This is a genomic window from Rahnella sp. CFA14(1/10), from assembly GCF_004195095.1.
Classification (GTDB): Bacteria; Pseudomonadota; Gammaproteobacteria; order Enterobacterales; family Enterobacteriaceae; genus Rahnella; species Rahnella perminowiae.
Map to the genome: position 1 here is coordinate 454,250 of NZ_SEWS01000003.1, position 16,236 is coordinate 470,485.

Here is a 16,236-nt window from a genome sequence, read left to right on the forward strand (position 1 = left end):
AGACAAGTTGTTCAACGTGTAACCGGCAATCTAAAAATCATCAACCTGCAGGCAGGAGCAAAAGATGAATCACAGTGAACTGGAAAAACGCCGTCAAGAAGCGACACCCCGGGGTGTCGGTGTAATGTGTGATTTCTATGCGGCGAAGGCGGAAAACGCCACATTATGGGATGAGCACGGGCGTGAATACATCGATTTCACCGCCGGGATCGCGGTACTGAACACGGGGCATCGTCACCCGAAAATCGTAGAAGCCATCCGTAACCAGCTTGACCTGTTCACACACACAGCCTACCAGATTGTGCCTTACGCCAGTTTTGTGAAACTGGCTGAACGCATCAATGCAATTTCACCGGTAAGCGGCAAAGCGAAAACAACATTCTTCAGTACCGGCGCGGAAGCCGTCGAAAACGCGGTGAAAATTGCCCGTTCCGCCACCGGCCGTCCCGGTATTATTACTTTCTCCGGTGCATTTCATGGTCGCACGCTGCTGACCCTGGCACTGACCGGCAAAGTGATACCCTACAAAGCGGGCTTCGGGCCGTTCCCTGCTTCGGTCTTCCATGCCCAATATCCAAACGCCGTTCAGGGGGTTACCACTGAAATGGCACTTGAAAGTATTGAGCGCATTTTCCGCAGCGATATCGCGCCGCAGCAGATTGCCGCGATCTTGTATGAACCGGTACAAGGTGAGGGCGGTTTCAATATCGCACCGGAAGAGTTTGTGAGAGGTCTCCGCGAAATCTGTGACCGTCATGGCATCGTGATGATTGCGGATGAAGTGCAGAGCGGGTTTGCCCGCACCGGCAAAATGTTCGCCTCAGAATATTATCCGGATGCCAAACCGGACATCGTCACCATCGCGAAAAGTCTTGGTGGTGGTTTGCCCATCTCGGGTGTAACGGGGCGCGCCGCACTGATGGACGCGCCGGAACCGGGGGGACTTGGCGGCACTTATGCGGGGAATCCACTGGCTGTAGCTTCTGCGCTAGCAGTCCTGGATATCATTGAAGAAGAAAAACTGTGCCAGCGTGCTAACCGTCTGGGCGCTGAGCTCACCGAAGTGCTGAAGAGAGCCAAAGCGGGTTGCGCAGCGTTGGTGGATGTCCGTGGTCAGGGGTCAATGGTGGCGGCTGAATTTAACGATCCGGTCACCGGCAAGCCATCGGCTGAACTGACAAGACAGTATTTGCATAAAGCACTGGACGCAGGATTGCTGATGCTCAGCTGTGGTGTGAACGGTAATGTGATCCGTTTCCTCTATCCGCTGACCATACCTGATATGCAGTTCAAAAAGGCGCTGGCCATTTTGTCCCGGGTGCTGGCTGACTGAGAACGCTGATATAAAACCTGTTGCGCCACTACCATCTGGTATTGATGTTCTTCACGTTGCGGCAGGTGATTATCTTTAAGCATAACAACAAAGTGCCTATACCCCGGACAGGGAACAGGCTGCAGAAACGATCATACAATAGGGTGCATCAAATATAGGGGCAGGGGAGGCTTCTCTGACCTTTGGCGCCCCTGTCCGGCCAGGTAACATGCCGGCCGGACAGGGATTAACATCACAAACTTAACTTCCCGCTTCCTGCGGAGCTGGATCATCCTGTAAGTGCTTTTTAAAGTGTTTTTCAATCTGCTCTAACGTTTTGCCCTGCGTTTCGGGCGCAAAAATAATGGCAAATATCCCGCCTGCGACGCCGATGGCGGCAAAGCAAAAGAATGACATCGTCAGCCCGATAGATTCCAGCATAATCGGGAACATAAAGGCGATGGAGAAATTGGTCATTTGCATGGCAAATACCGATACGCCATTTGCCATGCCGCGGATGCGCATCGGAAAAATTTCCGATAACAACAGCCAGGTGACAGGCGATAGCGCACCTTGCTGGAAGCATAGGAAAACCAGCATGCCGCCTAAGACCAGATAACTGCGCACGGTATCCGGATGCCCGTTCACCGTTTCCGGCATCAGCCAGGTGATCAGCCCTATTGCCAGCAACGTACAGGTACAGCCAATTTGCCCGGTCAGTAACAGCGGACGACGACCAAAGCGGCTCAGTAACATAATGCCGACAAACGTCATCAGTACTGAGATCACACCGTTAGCGATGGTGGCGAGCAGGGAGGCATTGGTGCTCAGTCCGGTGGCCTGTAACATCGTTGGCGCATAGAACATGATGGTGTTGACGCCGGAAAGCTGCTGCAGCATGGCAATACCAATTCCCAGAAAGACCAGGCGTTTCATCCAGACAGAGATGGTTTTCTGACGGCGGGAATGTTTCTCGCTTCTGGAGCTCATGGAACTGCGGATTTCGCTTAGTTCTTTCTCCACTTTACTGGCTTTGCGGGTACGTTCCAGCACGTCACGCGCTTCGCGATAGCGGCCGTGCATGGCATACCAGCGTGGTGTATCAGGCAGGAAAAGCATCCCGACCCATAACACGACAGCCGGAACGCAGGCGACACCCAGCATCCAGCGCCAGGTGGTTTCGCCACCCCAGACTTCATTGATGGCCGCATTACTCGTATATGCAATCAGCTGACCGGAAACAATCATCAGTTCCTGCAACGTCACGAACTGCCAGCGGCGATGAGAGGGCACGATTTCCGCGATATAGATGGGCACAATCGCGGCCGCCCCACCGACTGCCAGCCCCAGAATAAACCGGCAGACAATCATTATCACGACGTTGGGCGCTGTGGCACAGCCGAGTGAACCGGCCATAAAGATCAGCGCCATTACCAGAATGACTTTTTTACGCCCGAAACGGTCGGCCACGCGACCCGCGCACACTGCACCAACGGCTGAGCCCAGTATCAGAAAACTGGTGACCATCCCGGTTGTTAGGGATGTCAGATGCAGATCGTGCTTCATGAACAGCAAAGCACCGGCAATAACCCCGGTATCGTAGCCAAAAAGTAAGCCACCCAGGGTGGCTATAAAGGCAATGACTTTTACCAGCGGTTCGGTCGGTTGCGGGGCTTTCGCCGCCTCATCCTGACCGCCACTGTTTATTTTCTTACTCACAGATGCTCCCTAATCATGACTTTATTATGGTTTTTGTGTGATTCAGATCACACGTTATAAATCTAACGCATAATCCGGATTTTGAAAGGAGACGGGAGAAATGAAGGGGAAACAAGGCTTCTGGTGCTGAATTTTCAGAAAATAGGTAACCTGCCGCAGGCACGCGGTCACAACTGAATTACACTCAGCAGAGCAATTTTTTGTCTGTTTTTTCCGCTTTCTGAGCAAACGACCCCCATTCACGGGTCAGAGAAGTCTGTTTACGCGGCGATAAAGCGTCAGGTTTTGCCTGAAACGGCGCAAACCTATATTCTATCGGCCAATTTACTGAGACAGTTGCAATGAGGTCTATATGATTATCAAACCACGCATTCGTGGCTTTATCTGTGTTACTGCCCATCCGGAAGGTTGCAAGGCGAATGTTAAAGAACAAATCGACTATGTTACCGCACAAGGCAAAATCGCAGGCGGTCCTAAAAAAGTCCTGGTGATCGGCGCTTCGACCGGTTACGGCCTCGCTGCCCGCATCTCTGCTGCTTTCGGTTCTGACGCTGCCACGCTGGGCATCTTCTTCGAACGTCCGGGCGATGAGTCTAAAACCGCCACTGCGGGCTGGTACAACTCAGCCGCATTCGAAGAATTTGCCGATGCGAAAGGCCTGTACGCAAAAAGCATCAACGGCGATGCGTTCTCCGATGAAGTGAAGCAAAAGACTATTGAGCTGATCAAACAAGATTTGGGTCAGGTTGATCTGGTGGTTTACAGCCTGGCTGCACCGCGCCGCACCCATCCTAAAACCGGTGAAGTGTTCAACTCCACCCTGAAACCAATCGGTAAACAAGTCACTATTCGCGGCATCAATACCGACAAAGAAACCATCAACGAAACCACGCTGGAACCGGCAACCCCGGAAGAAATCGCGGGCACCGTGGCAGTGATGGGGGGCGAAGACTGGCAGATGTGGATCGACGACCTGAAAGCTGCCGGTGTGCTGGCTGAAGGCGCGAAAACCACGGCATTCACCTACCTGGGTGAAGAAGTGACGCAGGACATTTACTGGAACGGTTCTATCGGTGAAGCGAAGAAGGATCTGGACAAACGTGTTCTGGATATCCGCAGCACACTGGCAGAACAGGGCGGTGATGCACGCGTTTCCGTACTGAAAGCCGTTGTGACGCAGGCGAGTTCTGCTATTCCGGTGATGCCGCTGTACCTTTCACTGCTGTTCAAAGTGATGAAAGAAAAGGGCACCCACGAAGGATGTATCGAGCAGGTTTACGGTCTGTACAAAGACAGCCTGTACGGCGCTGAGCCGCTGGTCGATAACGAAGGGCGTCTGCGCGCTGACCTCAAAGAGATCGCGCCGGAAGTGCAGGAAGAAGTCGGTAAACTGTGGAATGAAGTCACTAACGACAACATCGCTGAACTGACTGATTTTGCGGGTTATAAAAGCGAGTTCATGCGTCTGTTCGGCTTTGGCCTGAACGGTGTTGATTACGCTGCCGATACCAATCCGGACGTGAAAATCAAACATCTGATCCAGATGTAATGTGATTTAACATACAGAGATGACTGAAACCCGCATTCGCCGAAAGGTGGGTGTGGGTTTTTTTATCAACACTTCACGCAGTGTTTAGTAGATTCTAAAAAGCCACTTTTGAAAGCGGCTTTTATAATCAAATAATTCACTCAACCGTATTTTTTGGCGAAGTTTTCATCTGAATCACACAGATAAATAATGAATTCAATGAAGGCAATTATTGAAGGAATAAACGTCCAGCAGAAGATGAGGTATAAGAATCCTTGCCCGATTTTACCCAGATAAAACTTATGAACACCAAAACCACCCAGGAAGAAAGCCAACAAAGCTGCAGCAACCCTGCTTTTAGTTCCCTGAGGATTAACGTTTTGAGTTGCTCCACAATGAGGGCATGATTTAGCCGACTCATGGATCTCCTTTCCGCATCCTCTACAAAAAACCATAGATCCCATTTCTATTTCCTTACATGTTATTATTCGGACTAATCTTACCCGTAATTATCATTAAGAAAAAGAGAATGATGATGCCTCAGCGAGAAGGGGATGCGTTCTGCCAGCTTACCGCGCGGGCAATGAATGGCCTTCAATACGCTTTATTATCAATAAATAACGCCGCAAACTCCACGGGCTGCAGCGTTTTTATGTCAAAACTACCTTCCATGCACATCAGCCATAAGCCACTTTGTGATTGATATGGTAAAAGGTCGCGGTGGCAGACTAGCAAATTTTTAAAACGGCCACTAAAAAGGGCGCATTCCGCACCCTGATATCAATTTCTATATTCTGTGCGACGATCTCACCGTCCGCTGAATACGTTCACGGGTCTTGGGATCAAAATACCGGCTTGGCCAGATGGTGCTTGGGTGTATTTCCAGTGCCTGGGCAATCAGGAGCTCGCCTTTCGGCCAGGGTCTTGAAAGTGCGTTAGACAGCGTCGAGGAACTCAGACCGGCAGCACGGGAAACGGCGGCCAGTGTGGTGCCTTTCTTACGCAATGCGGCAATGATATCAGCCTGATGCCAGTCGTGATTATTCATGACGGGTTACTCCTGTTTTTGACAGCGCAGGAACAGCAGGGCAGAAGGGCAGAAACGTAGGGCTATGTGATAGTTTCATCTTTGGATTCTCTGGTTTGTGAATTTAACCACCACCAGAGCTGCGAAACTCTTATTGGTGGTAGCTCAGACAAGGTTCGCAGTACCGGCACAAACCAGAAACCCGGCCAACCCGAAGGTTGCCCTGCCTGAGCCACCATTGGATGTACAAACACGATATCTCTGAGTTTGCAGGTGCAAGGGAGCCCAACACATAATTATGACATATGTGTTTCTGGTGTGGTATTCAGGCTGCGAAACCCGGCAGCGGATTTTGCCGCGGCGCACGCACTATAGCGTAATTGAGTGAGCTAAACCAACGGGTTAACTGCGGAAATGACGGGTGCTTTCCAGAGAAATTTCAGGCGTTGCAGCGGGTTACATGATTGACCCAGATGTAATTTGGTTTCATGCCAAGAGGTTGCAGAAATCCCCATCCGCCGAAAGGTGGGTGGGGGATTATTAATGTCTAAACGCCGCATGCACACGGCATTTTTATAGCGCCCTTCCATACACATCAGCCATAAGCCACTTTGTGATTGATATGGTAAAAGGTTGCGGTGGCAGCCATGACGTGTTGCTGTTCTTTACCTGGTTTGTGCGATTCCACATGGGTAATGTGGTAGCCGACGGCACCGGCATCCAGCGCTTTTTTAACAAATGCGTTATTGAGTTCTTCCATGGAGGTAGCCCAGGACACCGTGGTCACACCGACGGCCTGCAGCGAGGCAATCTCGCGATGTGATAACCCCGGGCGGACCAAAACAGGCTTAACCGCTTTGGGTGAGAATATAGACAAGACATCATTCACTAAGCCTTTCATGGATTTACCCCTCATCAGGTCATTTTTCTAAATCGGATCTTGAGTTGCACCGTTAATGAATAAAGAGGTTAACGCACCTGAAATATTCAGCGGGCAATGCTAATAAATACCTTTTCATGTAATCACCTTTAGCTTTAATTGCTAATTCTTTGTTAATTAATCTCCTGCCACAATTAACGCGAAAGTAAAAGAGGATATTTTCACCTGGTTACAGGTTAGGTATTTTTGAAATGAGTACAAAAAGGGGCACATGTCCCCCCCATGTCTGCGGAATGTGCACTTCACTTTTCATCCACGGTCCTGTGACACGCGGTCAGGATGTTAACGGGGAGATTCTCTATGCATTCCGGTCGAACTGCTCTTATCGCCGTCATTTCGAAAGCTGGTTTGCGGATGATGGCGCTGCACCGGGGAAAATTTACGCAATGGAGTCCTATCACGGCATGCTGGCTTGTGTGATAGCCGGAGGCGGTCTGGCGCTGATGCCACGTAGTATGCTGGAAAGTATGCCGGGCAGCAGCACGGTGAGCATCTGGCCGCTGGCCGATAATTATCGTTTTTGACCACATGGCTGATATGGCGACGCGGCGTGTTAACCCGCAATCTGACAGAATTTGCGGCTCTGGCCCGTCAGCTGACGGTTAACCTTCCGCAACCTGCAAAATAATCTGCCAGTCCAGCGCGAGTTTCAGTACCACGCACGCCGCGCAAACAACAAAAATTGTCTTAAACATGGAGTCAATAAAATCCCTATGTGATGTAAATCACATTTTAATGGGCCGCAGCATAAACTTCATTTCATTTTTTGTGCAGAAAATGCTTTTTGGCGGTTTCGGCAGGGAGTTAGGGTTTATGGCAAGGCGTTATTTAGCGAAATGAATAAGCCAGGTACTAAGGGCCGCGCCAAAAGAAAAGAAGTGACCCTGTTTGTACATAATAGCACCGCATGTTATTCACGCAGCGATACTATTATAAAGAGGGGAAAATTTAGCTTAACAATTTTTTTCTGCTTATTTTGGGCTGCTCAGGGAGGTTTGTGTGGGGAGATTTATTAATCCATCATCTGTTCTTATAAAATAATGCATTAAAATTCAATAAACCGAAGCGACTCACACAGGAATTGTGTAATAAGGTGTAATATTATCCTGACGCAATTGATATCATTATTTGTTTGTGTAGAATCAGAGTGACTAATTTAATGAAACGCCTCTAAAGTGAGCACATCATGGACAATGCATTAAACGTTTTGAATAATATCCGTACACTTCGGGCTCAGGCTCGCGAAATGCCTTTGAGTACCCTGGAAGAAATCCTTGAAAAACTGACCGCCATTGTGGAAGAAACTCGCGAAAATGCAAAAGCGCGCAGTGCACAGCAACAAGAGCGCGACGAAAAATTACTGAAATATCGCGAAATGCTGGCAAACGACGGCATCGCGATTGATGATCTTCTGGGTCATCAGAGTGCGAAAGTCACCACCAAAGCCAAACGCAAGCCACGTCCTGCTCTTTATGAGTACACTGACACTGACGGTTCTAAAAAAACCTGGACTGGTCAGGGTCGTACACCTTCTGCCATTAAAGCAGCACTGGATGCTGGCGCTACACTGGAAAGTTTCCTGATCGCGCGCTAACCGAACGGTTGATGTGCTGAGTTTCTTCTGCCCTGCTTTTTAGCCGGGCAGGAAATGCGGTTCACTGTCAGTTTTTATTTTCTTATTTCCTCTCTTAAACGTTTCACTGTTCTGTTTTTTTACCCTTTCATTGCTATCCCGCATTGTTCTTAATGTAAGCTTAAGTCTTGGGAAGTAAGGTTAACGTATCTTCGTTTACCGGAACTTCTATGCGTAGCCGATACTCCTCTGTGCAAATTGTGATTCACTGGTTGGTGCTGGTTTTAGTCGTTTTTACTTATACTACGATGGATATCAAGGGGGCGTTCGCCAGGGGCTCTCAGGTACGCGAACTATTAACACTGACGCATTACAGTCTGGGTTTTTGCGTATTATTTCTGATGTGTGTACGGGTGTTTGTGCGTGCAATGTATAGCACGCCGCCTGTTAAACCTGCGCCACCCCGCTGGCAACATAATCTTGCGGTGCTAACGCACACGGTGATTTATCTGATGTTTATCGGATTACCCGTACTGGGTATTTTATCGAAATATTACGCCGGTCATGACTGGACAATGTTTAACATCATGATGCCAAAAAGTGTTTTCCCGGATATGGAATTGCAAAGGCAGCTTAAAACAGTGCATATGTGGCTGGCCAATACGGGTTATTACCTGATTGGTTTACACGCTCTGGCGGCGCTCTGGCATCATTATCGTCTGCGTGACAATACACTGGTGCGGATGCTACCGGGGAGAAAATAGCGCAGGGAATGGCGGACATGAAAAACCGTTACGAGATGTTAAGTCAGACGATGTGATTAAAGTGACGCGCCGGGCAGAAAGGGGATTCGGTGTCAGGGAACAATTGTCTGCGTATGAAAGCGGCGGTATTCTAAAACCCCTCTAATCAAAAGGATATTGAAATGGATACGACTGAAGAGCTGAGCGGAACGTACTTTTATCACGGGCATGCCAATCTGAGTGACCAAGAGTTATTTGGTCTAATTTTTATTGAAAGCTTATCAAACCACCTTGGGTTGGATACTACGGCTACAGTTCTCATTATTACAGGGCAGCCTTACATTCCGGTTCCGGGCAAGATGGTAACTGCAATACCGGGAACCAGCGTAGCGTCAAAGCTATCGAGGGCCCTTTTAAAGCAAGCCAAACTGCCCTTTGGCCTTAGAGCGTGGACGCCGGTTGGTAAGTCGTTCAATACCTTGACTATGCGAAAAACCACGAAATGGGCTGCACTGATAGATATGTCCCCTTTGTTGGATATGCAATGGCAGTCATATTAATTCAGCAGGTGGCCGCCGAAACCAGATCAAAATATAATTTAATAGCACGTCCAGAAGATCGTATTGCATGGACGTACTTTTAATGGAAGAAAAAGTCTTATTAATGTTCCGCGAGGAAATACCTGGTTACTACGATTTCGATTTGAAAAGGGAAGTGCCGCTTGAGTTTGATACAGAGCTACAAGATTTTGCTCCGGGTGATGATTTCGTATATGCCCTCGAAGCCTATGAAAAAACCTTTAAAGTGGATCTGTCAGTTGTAAATTGGTCCTTCTACTTTCCTTGGGAAAACCTTCCGTTTTTCACTCGCTGGTTTAAGGTTAAGCGTAAGGACATAGAAAAGACCAGAAAGCCCTTAACGGTAAGAATGTTCGCAGAATCGGCGAAGGCGGGTAAATGGCTTTATGATTAAGGGGTTTTCGCCCCTTTTTAATCATGCAGTTTGGCGATCATTCCACGAATCAGCAAATATAATGTTCCCATCATTATGCTTCCAGGTAATTTTCTCGTAGCGTAAATCAACACTCTCAAGATGGCCCGTGCCGGGACAGTTGCGGGTATCGTACATCATAGGAGAAACGGAAATCACCTTCACCACTTCCAGGTGGTTCCGCTTTTCCCCGTACTGAGATTTGACGTCATACATGATCGGCCCCGCGCCCATTTCCCCGAGCTTTCAAACAGTCCAGAATTGATCACCTCCCCACATGATGGCGGTTTTTTTGTTTTAATGGATGACAGATTGTCTGCGCCATAGATAAGGCAATGTGTGGCAGCTTGAGCATTTCTGCTCTTGGTGCATTTTGGGGGCAATCGTAGGAGTGATGCTGCGCAATAATGGGAAATCACAGATTTTGAATACGCCCGTTCTGCATGTAAAAAATGCGCGAACAGGCGGATGGTAATTAGTTTAATTCTCGGTTTTTCTGATAAACACAAAGGTGCGTATACGCCGCCTGTAATAGTGGAATATTTATCCCCACACGCGTCGCGCGCCCGACCAAATCACCAATAATCTGGTCGGCTTCAATCGGATATCCCTGCGTCATATCGCGGTACATGGAAGAGGTTTGTGGCGAGTTTTTATCAGTGACCGCTTCCCTGACTTTTGCCACGGCCGCCGCGCGTTCCGCGTAGCCAAAGGCTTTCATGGTGGTCAGTGCCTCGGTGACAATAGCCTGCGCGAACTCTGTTCCGCCGGGTGCAGAAGCCACCTGGCCGATGTTTCCGCGCATGGTGCAGGTGATCGCGCCAAAGCTCGACAGCAGCAGCCACTTTTCCCACAAATCGCTGATAATGGTTTCAGAAAGCACCGCGTCGATACCCGCACTCTGGAATGCCTGATCGACTTTCAGAATACGTTCGGTTTTTTCGCCGGAGAGTTCGCCATAAATAATCTGGTGCAAAGGCGTCATCTGATGAATATGTCCTTCAGCATCCAGCGTCGCGTTGATCTTGCACAGACCACCGATTAACGCATGTTCACCGAAACGCAGACTCAGTGTCTCCATATGTTTCATCCCGTTAAGTACCGGCATGACCATCGTATTTTCACCCACTACCGGTGCGATATCTTTCATTGCGGCTTCCAGTCCGAAGCTTTTTACTGTCAGCAAAATCAGATCATACGGGCCGGTCAGCTGAGATGCCTGTATTACATTGGGCTGCACATGGAAATCACCGTGCGGGCTGTGGATCGTGAGCCCGTCCTGTTGTACCGCGCGCGCGCGTTTTTCACGTAAAAGAAATGTCACGTCCTGCCCGGCCTGCGCCAGCCGTGCCCCGAAATATCCGCCGGTCGCGCCAGCGCCCACGACTAAAATCCGCATTTTTTTCCCCATCGTTCAAGACATTCAGAAATCAACCAGTGGGTTTTAAACTACGGGAAGAGGGCAACAGGAAGCAAGAGGGGATGATGTATTAAAAGCACACCGGTTGCTGATGGCGGGACTGGTTGATGCACCCGGACAATTGCGCAGCGGCGATGTGGGCGTTTATCGAGATAATCAGCTTATTCATAAAGACGCCTTTATTACCATTCCAATACTGGCTGAAAAATTGATGGTCAGTCGCAGATCTATCGAACGTAATAGTAAACAACTTCAGGATAGCCATCGGATTGAAAGGGCGGGGCCAACCAAGAAAGAATTCTGGAAAATACTGGGACTCCCCGCCCGCCGCCAGGGAGCCATAACAGAGGATATAACCGGGTTATTTCCCCCGCGCCAGAACCTTGCGGTAAAGCACCGGCAGTGAAATCACCACGATCAACATCACACCGACAATCACTGACATCACAATCCCCGGCACATTCAGCAGGCTGAGGCCGAATGTCAGCAGTCCCATCAGGAACGCGGCAATAATCACGCCGGTCATGCTGCCGGAACCGCCGAGTACACTGACACCACCGAGTACAGCCATGGTAATCACGCTCAGCTCCCAGCCGAGCGCCAGTGTCGGTCGCGTACTGCCGAGGCGCGATGTCAGCAGAACTGCCGCCAGCCCGGACATCACGCCCACCAGCACGAACAACGTCAGGTTGTGTCGCTTGACGTTGATACCGGAATACCAGGCGGCAACCGGATTATTACCGATTGCATAAGTGCGGCGGCCAAAGTTAGTTTTGTGCAGCAGGAAATAAAATACCGCGCCCAGTACCAGGAACAACGCGAATTCAAACGACAACGGCCCCCAGACATAACCCTGACCAAACCACGCAAAACTGGCGGGATATTTATTCAGCGACTGATCACCCAGCAGTACATAGGTAATACCACGGAACAGACTCATGGTCCCGATGGTAATCACGATAGAAGACAGATTCAGCCGTGTCACCAGCAGTCCGTTGATCAGCCCGCACAATAAACCCACGCTGAGCCCCACACCCACCAGCGCCGGTGTGGGTAAACCAGCCTGAGCGCAGAATCCCATGATGGTGGAACTCAGTGCCATGGTGGAAGCTACCGACAGGTCGATCTCGCGGGCGATAATCAGCATCGCCATGGGGAGCACAATGATGGCTTTTTCGGTGAAGTTAAATGTTGCGTCCGACAGGTTCCATATATTGAGGAAATAGGGTGAAGCGAACGCATTCACCACAAACACCAGCAGCGTCACCAGCAGTAAAAAACCTTCCCAGCACATCAGGCGGCGGAAAAACGGCGTGACGGCCATGGTGGTTTTTTCGCCGGAGGCGGAATGTGGCGTGTTGCGTGACGTTAAGGTTTTGTTCATGAGCTTACCCCGGTTTCAGTTCGCACAGGCCGGACGGCAGGCGAGTGGCGCAGAATCAGCCGTCCTTTACGTTTATTGGCACGTTCATTGAGGATGACGGCAATCACAATCACGCCGCCGGAAATCGCCATCTGCCAGAACGGCGACACTTCAATCACCGGCAGGGCATTATTGATGACGCCGAGGAATAGTGCGCCCAGCAGGCAACCGATCACCGAACCGATACCCCCCATGGTGCTGATTCCGCCAATAACGCATGCCGCGACAATTTGTAATTCAAAACCGTTGGCGACATCCACGTAAGCCACGGCAAAGCGTGAGATCCACAGATAGCCGCAGAAACCCGCCAGCGCACCGGAGAGACAGAAGCTGACGAATTGCATTTTGCCCGCGTTGATGCCGGTGTAATACGCTGCGGTGGCATTGCCGCCAGCTGTGTATAGCGCACGTCCGGTACGGCTGTAACGCAGAAAATATGCCACCAGAATCAGTGCGGCAATCGCACACCAGCCCAGTAGCGGCAGGCCGATAAAGGTGGTGCGTGGCAGACTGAGAAAGTCAGGGCTCATCTGGTGAGCGTTGATCCAGCCACCGTTGGAGAGCAGAAAGATAATGCCGCGATAAATGCTCATGGTTCCGAGCGTTACCACAATCGGCGGAATACCGACTTTCCACACCAGCAGACCATTAATCGCGCCCATCACCAGTCCCAGAACAGTGGCCAGTAACACCAGTGACCACACCGGGATATCCGGATGGTGGAAGTTAATCAGTGCGACAATCATGCCGGTCAGCGCCAGATTGGCGGCCATCGATAAATCGATACCTTTGGTCAGCAACACCATCATCTGCCCGAGCGCGAGGATGATTAAAATCGAGGTGTCGTTAAACATCTCAAGCAGGTTTCCGGCACCGACAAACTCCGGCGAACGCGCGCCGACGCTGAGCACCATCAGCACTATCACCACCGCCAGCAGCAGCTCGCGATATTTCAGCAGGTTTCTGATCATGCTGCCTCCTCGCCCGCGCCACTGGCCGCGCTGACAATCCTTTCTGCGGTGGCTTCGCCGGCATTGAATTCTGCGACCATCAGCCCTTCATGCATGACGATAATGCGATCGGCCATGCCCATGACTTCCGGTAATTCGGAAGACACCATAATTACCGCCAGCCCGCGCCCGACCAGCTCAGACATGAACTGATGTACCGCCGCTTTCGATCCGATATCAATACCCTTTGTTGGCTCATCGAGAATGATGATATCCGGTTTGGTCGCCAGCCATTTCGCGATGACCACCTTTTGCTGATTACCGCCGGACAGCGTGCCCACGGCCTGTTTCCAGCTGGACGCTTTCACCTGCAACCGTCTGGCGTAATCATCGGCCAGCGCCCACTCTTTTTTATCATTGAGGACGCCGCGCGGATTAAGCTGGCTGAGTTGCGGCAAACTGATATTCTGGCTGATCGGCAAATCAATGATCGCTCCCTGTTTCTGCCTTTCTTCCGGCACGTACACAATCCCGGCGCGGATGGCCTGCGACGGGCGGGAGAAATGCTGTTCTTTGCCGTTGATGAGGATTTTTCCGCCGTTTGGCTGTGTGACACCAAACAGCGCCTGCATCAGCTCGGTACGTCCCGCCCCCACCAGCCCGTAAAAGCCGAGGATTTCGCCTTTGCGCAGCGAGAAATTAATGCCCGCAAATTCGGTCGGATGGCTCAGGTTTTGCACTTCAAGCACGGTTTCCCCAGGCTCGCAGTTCACTTTCGGGTATGCCTGACTGACTTCACGGCCCACCATCATGGTCACCATCTGCTGCTCGCTGATGTCACTGATTTTGCCGGAGCCGACATAGCTGCCATCGCGCAAAACGGTGTAGTAATCGGAGAGGGTGAAAATCTCGTCGAACTTGTGTGAGATAAACAAAATAGCTTTACCTTCATGTTTCAGGCGTTCGACAATCTGATAAAACTCAATAATTTCGTGCTGAGAAAGGGCGGCGGTGGGTTCGTCGAGAATCACCACCTGGGCATCAAACGACAGTGCGCGGGCGATCGCCACCATGTGGCGTTGCGCGATACTCAGTTCTTTGAGGATAGCGTGAGGGTCAATATTCACTTCAAGTCGCGTCAGGATATCGCGCGCCTGCTGATGCATCGCCTGCCAGTTCAGACGCTTGAAAATGCCGTGATAAAGATAGTGGCCGACAAAGATATTCTCGGTGACAGAAAGTTCGTCAAACAGTACGGTTTCCTGATGGATAGCGGTGATGCCAACTTTGTGGGCGGATTCGGGATTCGGCAGTTTTATCGGAATAGCTTTATAGTGCAACTCCCCTTCCTCCGGCTGATAAATGCCGGTCATGACTTTCACCAGCGTTGATTTTCCCGCGCCGTTTTCGCCAATCAGGGCGGTTACTTTACCCGGATACAAATCCACGTGAACGTTATTTAACGCCCTGACACCCGGAAAGACTTTGCTGATGCCCTGCAATGACAACAGCGGTGTCGCTGAATCACTCATGTTGTTTCCCCAGTCTGACTAAGTACAACAAAACGGCTGACCGGTAATCCGGCCAGCCGCGTTCAGGATCAGAAGATTTTAGAGAATTTATCGATATTACTGGCGTCGTAGACAAAGGGTTCAGCCATAGCACCGCTGCCGTCTGCATCAAGTTTCACTTTACCTAAACGGCCCATGCTGGCTTCCGTCTTAGTGGCGGTGCCTTTCACCAAATCATCAGCCAGATAGGTGGCGGCGTAACCCAGATCTATCGGGTTCCAGATGGCAAAACTTTTCGTTGCACCGGATTTCACTGCGCCTGCCATTTCAGACGGCAGCCCGAGTCCTGTTACGTAAACCTTACCGATTTTGCCCTGATCTTTGACCGCCTGCGCCGCTGCCACGATACCCACGGATGAAGGGGAAATAATCACTTTCAGATCCGGATAGGATTTCAACAGACCAATGGTTTCGCGGTAGCTTTTATCTGACAAATCATCACCATAAGCGACGGTCACCAGATTCACCGAAGGGTATTTCGGCAGCACTTTTTTCATTTCCGCAATCCACAGATTCTGGTTGGTGGAGGTAGGGGTTGCGCTCAGGATCGCGACATCACCTTTCTCCACATTCAGCGCTTTCAGCGCGTCGGCAGCCAGTTTGACGTTGGTTTCACCAATCAATGCATTGTTGGAGGGATTGAGATGGATCTGGCGGCCATCTTTGGCGACACCGGAATCCCAGGACACCACTTTAATGCCGCGCTGCATGGCTTTTTTCAGCACCGGCACCAGTGCATCGGGGTCATTGGCCGAGACGGCGATGGCGTCGACGCCCTGCGCAATCAGGCCATTTAGCACTTCGATTTGCGCTTCGGCGGTGGTCGTTGTCGGGCCGGTATAGATTACTTTTACATCACCCAGTTCTTTGGCAGCCTGCTGAGCGCCGACGTTTGCTGCTTCAAAAAAACCGTTGCCCAGCGACTTTGCCACCAGTGCAATTTTCACTTCTGCCGATGCCGCGCCTGCCAGCAGAATACTGCCCGCCATCAGGGTGAGGCTCAGTACGTGTTTTAATTTCATTGTTTGTACTCCGCATAA

14 protein-coding genes and 4 pseudogenes are annotated in these 16,236 nt (G+C 50.6%); 8 read left to right on the plus strand and 10 right to left on the minus strand.

The features are described 5' to 3' along the window. Positions 1–64: 64 nt before the first annotated feature. Positions 65–1,333, plus strand: a complete 1,269-nt coding sequence (locus EVX52_RS08715; RefSeq protein WP_129953375.1) for a 4-aminobutyrate--2-oxoglutarate transaminase — start codon at positions 65–67, stop codon at positions 1,331–1,333. A 240-nt stretch (positions 1,334–1,573) separates the two neighbouring features. On the opposite strand, the gene EVX52_RS08720 is transcribed toward EVX52_RS08715, so the two are convergent. Next, positions 1,574–3,031 carry a sugar porter family MFS transporter gene (locus EVX52_RS08720; RefSeq protein ID WP_129953374.1) on the minus strand — a complete coding sequence of 486 codons (1,458 nt, stop codon included), beginning with the start codon at positions 3,029–3,031 and terminating at the stop codon, positions 1,574–1,576. A 352-nt stretch (positions 3,032–3,383) separates the two neighbouring features. Between EVX52_RS08720 and fabV the strand changes: the two genes are divergently transcribed. Then, on the plus strand, positions 3,384–4,580 hold the full coding sequence (gene fabV / locus EVX52_RS08725; RefSeq protein ID WP_014341736.1) for an enoyl-ACP reductase FabV: 1,197 nt from the start codon (positions 3,384–3,386) through the stop codon (positions 4,578–4,580). A 140-nt stretch (positions 4,581–4,720) separates the two neighbouring features. On the opposite strand, the gene EVX52_RS08730 is transcribed toward fabV, so the two are convergent. From EVX52_RS08730 to EVX52_RS08740, 3 genes are all read right to left on the minus strand, one after another. Continuing rightward, positions 4,721–5,023, minus strand: a complete 303-nt coding sequence (locus EVX52_RS08730; protein WP_129953372.1) for a TM2 domain-containing protein — start codon at positions 5,021–5,023, stop codon at positions 4,721–4,723. Between the two features lie 323 nt (positions 5,024–5,346). After that, complete coding sequence (locus EVX52_RS08735; RefSeq protein WP_129953371.1) at positions 5,347–5,607, minus strand: helix-turn-helix transcriptional regulator; 261 nt, start codon at positions 5,605–5,607, stop codon at positions 5,347–5,349. Between the two features lie 574 nt (positions 5,608–6,181). Beyond that, positions 6,182–6,487 (minus strand): DUF1471 domain-containing protein, encoded by a 306-nt coding sequence (locus EVX52_RS08740; RefSeq protein ID WP_129953370.1) that lies wholly within the window; start codon positions 6,485–6,487, stop codon positions 6,182–6,184. Between the two features lie 293 nt (positions 6,488–6,780). On the opposite strand from EVX52_RS08740, the pseudogene EVX52_RS08745 reads away from it, so the two are divergent. The 5 genes and pseudogenes from EVX52_RS08745 to EVX52_RS08765 all read left to right on the plus strand — a co-directional run. Then, positions 6,781–7,154, plus strand: a pseudogene (locus EVX52_RS08745) (LysR substrate-binding domain-containing protein); the annotation flags it as partial. Positions 7,155–7,712: 558 nt separating this feature from the next. Continuing rightward, entirely contained in the window at positions 7,713–8,120 is a 408-nt protein-coding gene (locus EVX52_RS08750) for an H-NS family nucleoid-associated regulatory protein (protein ID WP_129991103.1), read from the plus strand. A gap of 209 nt (positions 8,121–8,329) precedes the next feature. After that, positions 8,330–8,863 carry a cytochrome b561 gene (gene cybB / locus EVX52_RS08755; protein ID WP_129953368.1) on the plus strand — a complete coding sequence of 178 codons (534 nt, stop codon included), beginning with the start codon at positions 8,330–8,332 and terminating at the stop codon, positions 8,861–8,863. A 161-nt stretch (positions 8,864–9,024) separates the two neighbouring features. Continuing rightward, positions 9,025–9,485: pseudogene (locus tag EVX52_RS08760) on the plus strand (STM2901 family protein). Continuing rightward, entirely contained in the window at positions 9,470–9,814 is a 345-nt protein-coding gene (locus EVX52_RS08765; RefSeq protein ID WP_129953367.1) for a DUF1493 family protein, read from the plus strand. Before EVX52_RS08760 ends, EVX52_RS08765 begins: the two are co-directional and overlap by 16 nt. Before the next feature lie 21 nt (positions 9,815–9,835). On the opposite strand, the pseudogene EVX52_RS08770 reads toward EVX52_RS08765, so the two are convergent. Beyond that, a pseudogene (locus EVX52_RS08770) lies at positions 9,836–10,006 on the minus strand (type VI secretion system tube protein Hcp); the annotation flags it as partial. A gap of 301 nt (positions 10,007–10,307) precedes the next feature. Next, positions 10,308–11,231, minus strand: a complete 924-nt coding sequence (gene panE / locus EVX52_RS08775; RefSeq protein ID WP_129953366.1) for a 2-dehydropantoate 2-reductase — start codon at positions 11,229–11,231, stop codon at positions 10,308–10,310. Positions 11,232–11,313: 82 nt separating this feature from the next. Here panE and EVX52_RS25535 point away from each other — a divergent pair. Beyond that, a pseudogene (locus EVX52_RS25535) lies at positions 11,314–11,421 on the plus strand (Fic family protein); the annotation flags it as partial. Between the two features lie 192 nt (positions 11,422–11,613). Here the strand turns inward: EVX52_RS25535 and EVX52_RS08785 are convergent. From EVX52_RS08785 to rhaS, 4 genes are all read right to left on the minus strand, one after another. Beyond that, the gene (locus EVX52_RS08785) at positions 11,614–12,576 is read right to left on the minus strand and encodes an ABC transporter permease (RefSeq protein ID WP_129991131.1); all 963 of its coding nucleotides are present in this window, start codon (positions 12,574–12,576) and stop codon (positions 11,614–11,616) included. 56 nt (positions 12,577–12,632) lie between these two features. After that, positions 12,633–13,646: an ABC transporter permease gene (locus EVX52_RS08790; RefSeq protein ID WP_129953365.1), complete on the minus strand. Its 1,014-nt coding sequence runs from the start codon at positions 13,644–13,646 to the stop codon at positions 12,633–12,635. Then, on the minus strand, positions 13,643–15,157 hold the full coding sequence (locus tag EVX52_RS08795) for a sugar ABC transporter ATP-binding protein (protein ID WP_129953364.1): 1,515 nt from the start codon (positions 15,155–15,157) through the stop codon (positions 13,643–13,645). The genes EVX52_RS08790 and EVX52_RS08795 overlap by 4 nt, the downstream gene beginning before the upstream one ends. 68 nt (positions 15,158–15,225) lie before the next feature. Then, complete coding sequence (gene rhaS / locus EVX52_RS08800) at positions 15,226–16,218, minus strand: rhamnose ABC transporter substrate-binding protein (protein ID WP_129953363.1); 993 nt, start codon at positions 16,216–16,218, stop codon at positions 15,226–15,228. Positions 16,219–16,236 lie beyond the last annotated feature (18 nt).